General features: G+C 35.9%; 6 protein-coding genes. 4 read left to right on the plus strand and 2 right to left on the minus strand.

All coding sequences use genetic code 11. From position 1 onward, the window contains the following. The 3 genes from JWR87_RS12370 to JWR87_RS12380 all read left to right on the plus strand — a co-directional run. On the plus strand, positions 1-3,306 hold a 3,306-nt coding region (locus JWR87_RS12370; RefSeq protein WP_297820470.1), incomplete at its 5' end, for a T9SS type A sorting domain-containing protein. A gap of 385 nt (positions 3,307-3,691) precedes the next feature. Further along, entirely contained in the window at positions 3,692-4,708 is a 1,017-nt protein-coding gene (locus JWR87_RS12375; RefSeq protein ID WP_297820473.1) for a glycosyltransferase family 4 protein, read from the plus strand. Positions 4,709-4,735: 27 nt separating this feature from the next. Beyond that, positions 4,736-5,899: a polysaccharide deacetylase family protein gene (locus JWR87_RS12380; RefSeq protein WP_297820476.1), complete on the plus strand. Its 1,164-nt coding sequence runs from the start codon at positions 4,736-4,738 to the stop codon at positions 5,897-5,899. On the opposite strand, the gene JWR87_RS12385 is transcribed toward JWR87_RS12380, so the two are convergent. Beyond that, a complete protein-coding gene (locus tag JWR87_RS12385) occupies positions 5,889-6,650 on the minus strand; it encodes a class I SAM-dependent methyltransferase (protein ID WP_297820479.1) in 762 nt (253 codons plus the stop codon). The genes JWR87_RS12380 and JWR87_RS12385 overlap by 11 nt on opposite strands. Positions 6,651-6,983: 333 nt before the next feature. Between JWR87_RS12385 and JWR87_RS12390 the strand changes: the two genes are divergently transcribed. After that, positions 6,984-8,282 (plus strand): WcaI family glycosyltransferase, encoded by a 1,299-nt coding sequence (locus JWR87_RS12390; RefSeq protein WP_297820483.1) that lies wholly within the window; start codon positions 6,984-6,986, stop codon positions 8,280-8,282. A gap of 487 nt (positions 8,283-8,769) precedes the next feature. Here the strand turns inward: JWR87_RS12390 and JWR87_RS12395 are convergent. After that, a partial coding sequence (locus tag JWR87_RS12395; protein ID WP_297820486.1) for a hypothetical protein occupies positions 8,770-9,083 on the minus strand: 314 nt, incomplete at its 5' end.

Below are 9,083 nucleotides of genomic sequence, written 5' to 3' on the forward strand. Positions count from 1 at the left end.
TCTAATACCACCTCCACTACTCCTAATCCTCCAACGCTTAGTGGCGACGACATTGCTAACACCCTAGCCGCATCTCATACATTTGGCGACACTGCTATAGTGGTTAGCGAAAATGGAAGTTTATTTACAGCATACTCTAACAAAATAAACGTAGGCAACGTTGCAAGACCTGCAGGTTATTGGAAATTTAAAGTAAAAGCAGCCACTTTAAGACATGAAAGCGTAATAGTTAACAGCCCTGAATTTACTATTACCAATACTACAATTATAACAACACCTGTTGCTCCAACAGTAGTAGGTAATGCTGCCACGATGGCTTTAATAGCTTCTCATCCCCTGGGAGATTCTGTAATATTAGTATCTGAAAACGGAGGAACTTACATGGCCTACACGGGAAAGATAAATGTAGGCAATGTAACAAGACCGCCCGGTTATTGGAAGTTCAAAGTCAAATCAGGATTTCAAAGAAGTGAAAGTGTCGTGATCAGCAGTCCAGAATTTACGTTTACTACTCTACCTGTTGCAACTACACCTGCTGCGCCAATTGTGGTAGGAGATAATGGAGCAAAAATCTTAATTGCTTCGCACTCTCTAGGCGATTCTGTTATTCTTGTTTGTGAAAATGGAGGTCCTTATCTACCATATGCGGGACAAATAAATGTAGGCGATGTTGCCAAACCAGCCGGATATTGGAAGTTTAAAACAAAAGTTGGAGTAGGTAGAAATGAAAGTCTTGTTTCTGAAAGTCCTGCTTTTAATATCACAATTCAAAATATTACTCCGGCACCTCCAACCATTACCATTGATGATATCAATAATATGCTTACTGCATCTCATGTTCTTGGAGCTTCTGAAATCGTAGTAAGTGCAAACGGGAGCGGATTTGTACAGTATCCGGGAACTATAACCGTAGGTAATGTAGACAGGGAGGCGGGGTATTATAAATTTAAAATTAAAGCGGCACCAGGAAGAAATGAAAGCATTTTGGCTGCGAGTCCTGCCTTCACAATTAATACTTTAAATATAACTCCTGCTACTCCTATCATTGTTGCCGATGATGCAGGAAATACCCTAACCGCGTCACATGCTTTAGGAGACGCAGAAATCTTAGTAAGTGAAAATGGCGGTGTATTTGCAGCTTATTTCGGACTGATAAATGTAGGTAACGTAAACAGGGAAGCTGGGTATTATAAGTTTAGAATTAAAGCTGCAGCTGGAAGAAATGAGAGTGCTATTGCGAACAGCCCTGCCTTTACTGTAACTATCCCGAATACAACTCCGGATGCACCTACACTTATACCAGATGATGCTGCTAACACTTTAATAGCCGTTCATGCTTTAGGAAATACAGAGATCTTAGTAAGTGAAAATGGTGGTGCGTTTGGTGCTTATTCAGGACAAATAAATGTAGGAAACGTATCAAGACCGGCTGCTTATTGGAAATTTAAAATAAAAACTGCGACTGGAAGAAATGAGAGTTTAATTGCAAACAGCCCTGCCTTTACTGTAACTATCCCGAATACAACTCCCGATGCCCCCATACTTATACCGGATGATGCTGCTAACACTTTAATAGCTGTTCATGCTTTAGGAAATGCAGAGATATTAGTAAGTGAAAATGGTGGAGCGTTTGGTGCTTATTCCGGACAAATAAATGTAGGAAACGTATCAAGACCGGCCGCTTATTGGAGGTTTAAAATAAAGGCAGCATTGCAAAGAAATGAAAGTGCAGTTATTAATAGTCCTGAGTTTACCGCTACAGCTACGCCTGATGCTCCCATAATTACCGGCGACGATGTTGCCAATACTTTAACTGCAACGCATTCTCTGGGAAGCACGCAGATAGTAGTAAGTGAAAATGGAGCTGCGTACCTTGCATATACAGGGCTAATAAATGTGGGTAATGTGTCGCGACCTGCTGGTTACTGGAAGTTTAAGATTAAAGCAGTATTACAAAGAAATGAGAGTGTAGTGGTGAACAGCCCCGTATTTACTGTAACAGTTACGCCTGATGCTCCCGTCATAGTCGGTGATGATGGTGCGAACACTTTAATTGCATCACATACTTTGGGCACCCGTGAAATTTTGGTAAGTGAGAATGGAGGGACATTTGCAACCTACACAGGAATAATAAATGTAGGTAATGTATCGAGGCCTTCTGGCTACTGGAAATTTAAAATAAAAGCCGCATTACAAAGAAATGAAAGTGCAGTAATAAACAGTCCGGAATTTACCGCTACAACCGCGCCTCCTGCTCCGGAAGTTATAGGAAATGATATTGCAAATACTTTGGTTGCCACCCATGCTCTTGGAAATTCGGAGATAGTAGTAAGTGAGAATGGAGGCGCTTTTGTAACCTATTTAGGCCCTATAAATGTCGGTAATGTATCTCGTCCTGCAGGCTACTGGAAGTTTAAAATAAAAGGCAGTATACAAAGAAATGAAAGCGCAGTAGTGAATAGCCCCATATTTACCATTACAGTTACACCAGTTGCACCTGATCTTTCCGCTGATGATGCAGCCAATACCTTAACAGCTTTTCATTCATTAGGTACTACAGAGATACTGGTAAGTGTAAACGGAGGGCCATTTGCTGTGTTTACAGGAATGATAAATGTAGGTAATGTTTCAAGACCTGCAGGATACTGGCGGTTTAAAATAAAGGCAGCATTACAAAGAGATGAAAGTTCAGTAGTTAGTAGTCCCTTATTTACGATAAATGCTATTATCGTTGCTCCCAACGTTAATGCCCTTACTTTACCGGTGCAACTTACCAGCTTGAAAGCAACGCAGGTTGATAAAGAAGTATTGGTTCAATGGAATGCTACTTCAGAATTGAATCTGGATAGATATGAAGTAGAAAGATCAACCGATGGCAGGCAGTTCAGAGTTATCGGAACAGTTCCTGCAAAAGGTAACGCAGTTTCTTCTGATTATGAGTTCTTTGACAAAACTCCTTTTTCTGAAGATAATTACTACAGAATAAAATCTATAGATAAATCAGGGGAAATACGTTTTTCTAATGTTGTTTATGTAAAATTCATAACCAATAATGGAACTTTAAATGTCTATCCAAATCCAATAATTAGTAACAATATCTTTATTCAATCAAACAATTTGGCAAAAGGTGAGTACGTAGTTTCATTATTAACAAGTACAGGCCAAACTATTTTCACGAAAGTGATAGGTCATGTTGGAGGGATGTTTACTTATTCGGTACCCCTATCTTCGAGCTTAGCAAAAGGAGTCTACATGTTCCATTTTTCGGGGAAAGAGCTTCGTTTCAATAAGCAATTGTTAAAGTAAAGTAGGTAGTTAGAGTAAAACTATCTTAATCCTAATCGATCACAGCCCTAAAAACAGTTACAAAATATATTTTAAAAAAATAATACAGCATGTACATTTTCAATTGTACATGCTGTATTATTTTCGTTAATTTAGAAGTATCCTGTACTTTTTTGGATCACATATAAAATCCCTCTACAATATTCTATGATCATCATTATTGGCTGGCGGCCAATTAAAACCAATTTTGTTAGCTGGTACCGGACGAAGTGAAATTATTTCTTCTTGGATAGTAAAAATAAAATGCGGTTGTACATTTATAGTTGTTAATTATTACCGCACAAAATGAAATTATCTCTTCTTAAATGGTGAAGTAAAATTTGGTTGCACATTTATTAATAGGAAAATGAATATCCTCGTTTTTACAACTGCTTTTTATCCCTCTGTCGGAGGGCTAGAGAATCAAACTTATAATCTTATAGAAGAGTTTCTAAAAGTAGGCCACAAAATTAAAGTGATTACATTTCAGGCAGATCTCACTATCAGGCAAGGTTATGAATGCAAAGAAAAAAAGCTTAACGTACTTTATAACCCTAATCTACTAAAAGTCTTTCTACTCTTTTTTTGGTGCGATGTATTTTACATGCCTAACTTTTCTTTAAAAGGTATTTGGTTTATTCCATTTTGTCCATTTAAACGGTGGATAATTTCTCACAACGATCTTTATTTAAGTAACAGAAAAAGTAAAAAGACCCGAATTAAATTGCTTCTCATAAAACTGGCATCGGAGAATATCTCGGTTAGTAATTGTATTGCAAAGTATATTAATACCGAATCGAAAATTATTTACAATTGTTATGATAATGAGATTTTCAAAATTTATAGCGACGAGGAAAGAAAGCGTGAATTTATTTTTTTAGGAAGGTTGGTCTCACAGAAAGGATGTGATTTATTAATAAAAGCATGTCGAAATTTAAATTCTGATTTTACCCTTAGCATTATCGGCGATGGGCCTGAAAGAAATAAACTTGAAGAACTGGTTAAAAATTTTAAGCTCGAAAAAAATATTCAATTTTTAGGGATATTAGAAGGTGATCGACTTGCCAGGGTTCTAAATAGACATCATACTATGATCATTCCTTCAATAGGCGAAGAAGGCTTCGGTATAGTAGCGCTGGAAGGCATGGCGTGCGGTTGTAGAATAATAGCCGCCGATGCAGGCGGATTGTCTGAGGCGGTCAAGGATTTTGGTAAACTTTTCCAAATGGGTAATCAGCAAGAACTGGAATCTTTGTTAAAAAAAGAGCTAGATGAATTGAGTAAGCCTAGATTATCTTCAAATAATATAGAGTTACAGAACTATTTGTCAGAACAAAATAAGAAAGCCGTTGCCCGGCAATACCTGCAGTTATTTCAAAACTGATTTGAAGGGTTAGTTAAAAATTGAAACATGTACAGGGAAGAGCCATATACCGGGAAAGAACTTCCCTATAAATCACTTTGTTTAACTTATGACGACGGGCCCGGAAAAGACACCTACGAAATTGCCAGGTTTCTGTTTGACGAAAACATACAAGCAACTTTTTTTGTGGTAGGTAAGTATGCAATTGAAAATGAGGAAACTTTAGAAAAAGTAGCAAGACTAGGGCATATCATTGGCAATCATACGTATGAGCATCCTGATATGCCTTATTATTTATCAAGAAATGGAGACATTCAAAACCAGGTATTACGTACCGATGCTTTAATTAAAAAGTATAATAAAAAGAATACTATTTATTTCAGAAGCCCGTACGGCAAGTGGTCTAAAGAAGTTGCAAACAATCTTAATTTAAATCTTCTCACAAACATCGATCATGTTGGCCCTATAAATTGGGACATAGCCGGTATAGATTGTTTTTATTGGAAAAAGGACGTTAGTATAGAAAAAACCGCGGAAAAATATCTAAACGATATTGAGGAAAAGGGCCGTGGGATTGTTGTTATGCATGACGAGATAGCGGACATGAATTTTTTGCAGCCTAAAAACAAAACCTTAGAGCTTACAAGACAAATTATTCCAAAGTTAAAAGCTAAAGGATACAAATTTGTTCGGTTAGATGAAATTCAATCTATCAAAGAAGATGCGGCGAAAAAGCTAACAGTCACTTTAAAAACCACTTTTGGTAAGTATTTGTGTATAGCGGGAGATAGCACAATAAAGGTCGAACAAAAGAATAGTAATTTAAACAGAGAATTTTATATAGAAGATATGTTGACAGGTTGTTTCGCCTTAAGTGGCGCCGATGGTCGATTTTTATCAATTGGAGCTGGAGAAGGAAATGTAGTTAAATTAAATGCAAAGCAAGTTACAAGTACCGAAAAATTCGATTTGGTTCCCTTACGCTCCAATAAATTTCTACTTCGCGCCGATAATGGTCACTTTTTACAAATACAAAAAGAAAGCGGAATACTAACTGCCACGGCAGCGTATATGAGGGGAGGGGAAATTTTTACAATTCTCCCTATCGGCTTGAAAGAGAGAGAAAAATTTTCGTTAAAAGAAGAAATAAAAAGTCTGCAGCGGCAGTTATTATATGTAAAATCTAAGGTTAAAGAAAGAATTAGCCGATGATACTCTTCTCTAAACTAACCGGGTTCGATACTTTTCTTGTTATAATTATATAGTGCCTGCAGAAGTAATGTTTAAAAGGAAACATTAATTTGACCAGGGGATTTGAAAATTTAGTTTTATAGTACAGATAAAACATCTGAATAGGGTAAATCAAAAAAGCAATAGGAAGAAAAATTAGGTCTTTAGTATAGCTAGATGTGTACTCAATTGTTTCTATTTCCAATCCATTAATTCTTAACATACGACAAAGCTCTTGGATAGGCACATTTTGAGTTAGTGTTTCTTCATCTTCAAAAACGGGCTTAAATAATCTATATCGCCCCAATAAAAGAAAAAATACTTTATCTACTATTGTTGCAGAGTTATCATTAGTAATAATGAATGTTCCTTCAACCCTTAATCGGTCAACACAGCTTGTTATAAAGTTGAGAGTATTACCAAACATCATTATTCCGCTTATAGAAGTTATTAAATCAAATTGCTCCTCCTTTGGTAATACAAAGTCTTTTGTAAGATCCATTTTTACAAAATCCGCCTCCTTTTTACGAGGTTCGTAAATATCCGCTCCTACTATCTCTGCATTTGGAAAGATTTTACGTAAATATCCCGCAAACAGCATACTACCGCACGGAAGGTCAAGAATTTTAAAACTTCCCGTTTTATTAAGTTTATTGCCTAAATACTTTAAGATCGTTTTATTTACGTCTTTCTGAGTTTCTCCCCGTGCGACTTCAAAATCTAGATCAAACACTTTATTTAGATTAGGTTTTTAATTAAAATATATCTACTGTTGATGTTTTTTTGGCACAAAAAACTAAGATAAGTACTTCGCTTTATCAAAAGTTGAAATGATATAACGAAAGATTTATCTAAAATATGTCTCAATCCAACTTATTTGGTAAAAAAAGTGTCTTATACTTTATAGAATTCAGTTAGGCTTATTACCATTGCCAGCGAGCATAGTTTTTGCACTGAGTCGGAAGGATGGAAGATTCTGGTATGGACGGCCTGATTTGATGAATTCTTTTTAAGAAAAAGGGCGTTCTGTTTTATTATTAATTAAAGTACGGTTAATTATTTTTTCATGATTAAAAGAAGAATACTTCTAATTGGCGGTAACTATTCTCCTGAGCCAACGGGAATAGGGAAGTACAATGGGGAAATGATAAAATGGTTGGCCGAACAAGGGAATGACTGCACCGTTGTTACTACGTATCCTTATTATCCGGAGTGGAAGGTGCAAAGTTCGTATGGTAAACAATGCTTTTGGTATAAAACCGAAACCCAAATTGTAAAAAATGGCAATCCAATAAAGGTTATTCGCTGTCCTCATTTTGTTCCGAAAAATCCATCAGGTTTAAATCGCATGATTTCGGAGTTTTCCTTCTTTTTTTCCGCATATCTCGTTATGATGCTACTTCTTTTCAAAAAGAAATATAACCAGGTAATTACTGTTGCTCCGCCTTTTGAAATGGGATTATTAGGAATTCTTTATAAAAAAATAAGGGGAGGCGAGTTCATATATCATATACAAGATCTTCAAATTGATGCAGCTCGTGATCTCGCTATTATAAAGTCAAAAGTCATTATCAATATCTTCCTTTCAATAGAAAAATTTATTCTGTCACATGCCGATATAGTTAGTACCATCTCGGTAGGAATGATTAAAAAAGTAAGAAATAAGTGCCAAAAGGAAGTTCTTTTTTTTCCAAATTGGGTTGATGTAAATACCTTTTATCCGGTCGCTAACAGACATGATCTTAAACCGAATTATGGTTTCGATACCACAGATAAGATTATTTTGTATTCGGGTGCAATAGGAAATAAGCAAGGACTAGAAGCAATCTTGTATTGTGCTAAGTCTTTGCAGAACCGTAAGGATATTAAATTTGCTATATGTGGTTCTGGCCCTTATAAGGCAAATCTTATCCATTTAAAAGAGAAGTTGAATTTAAAAAATGTGTTCTTTCTACCACTTCAACCAATAAAAACTTTTAATTCTTTTCTTAATGTGGCAGATATACATTTAGTGTTGCAAAAATCTGGGGCCGGTGACCTTGTTATGCCCTCTAAGCTTAGTACAATTCTATCAGTTGGCGGGGTTGCAATTGTTACTGCCAGCAAGGGTACAAGTTTATATGAAGTGATAAGTTCTGGTAATATGGGGATTTTAGTAGAGCCAGATAATGAGAAGGCTTTGCTAGATGCCATTATTAATTCTGTGGACAGTGAGTTAAAAGAACACAGCGAGAACGCACGATTATACGCAGAAAAGAACCTTTCTGCATATAAAATCTTAGATGATTTCTTTTCTGTAGTTTTTAAGGTAGAAAGAAATCAGGTAAAGTCATCAATTGGAGAGCTCAGAGCAAAAATCGCTTAACAATTGTATTCCACACCATCCTAAAGCTGAAAAAGCCATCGTTTTTGCCATTTCTAATTATTAGATAGACAATAGGAGAGTTCATCGTTTTCTAAAACTTCCTCTTTTTCATTTACCTGTCTTTTTTCGAAAATTTTACTTAACGATAAGGTAACAACTAAAAAGGATATTACGATTAGTAGAAACGGTATTGAAAGCAGCACAAACAATGACTTAAACATATTCCTTCTGTTTTTAAATTTGCTAATTACTGTACTGAAGCATTTAGATAAAAACGTCTTTGAGGAATTTTTATTGTACCAAACTTTTTTTTTGCGAGTTTTTAAAGTTTCTATTTCTTATTAACTACCATCCTTACTTATTCTGCTTGAATTTTAGAGACGTCTTAATGCGGCAGGAGCTATATTAATACCAATTTCTATTCTTGCTTGCTTCCTTTAATTTTTTTAAAAACCAGGGGAAGGAGTAATTGTGAACTTAGCAGCAGTCAATTCTTCCTGCTTAGATCCAAACGGTGGTAATCATACCCATAACCAAAAATCCTCTTCTTATCTTTAACTGCGTTTAACTTATCCGCTTCAACAATATTTAGCTGAAAATTTGCCACCAAACCTGCAAGACTATCGCGGTTCTTTTGCAGAATATTTATCCTTTGCTCAAGTGAATTGAGTTTGGCGATGTAACCCTTCTCTTTTATCTCATAATTCGGGTTTCGCGTAAACTCTTTTAATTTTTTGTTCTCGATCTGCAGGTTGTCTTTCTCGGTTTTTAAGTTGTCGAGGTTTAAGTTGAAGTCTTTTT

The organism is Segetibacter sp. (genome assembly GCF_025963695.1).
GTDB lineage: Bacteria > Bacteroidota > Bacteroidia > Chitinophagales > Chitinophagaceae > Segetibacter.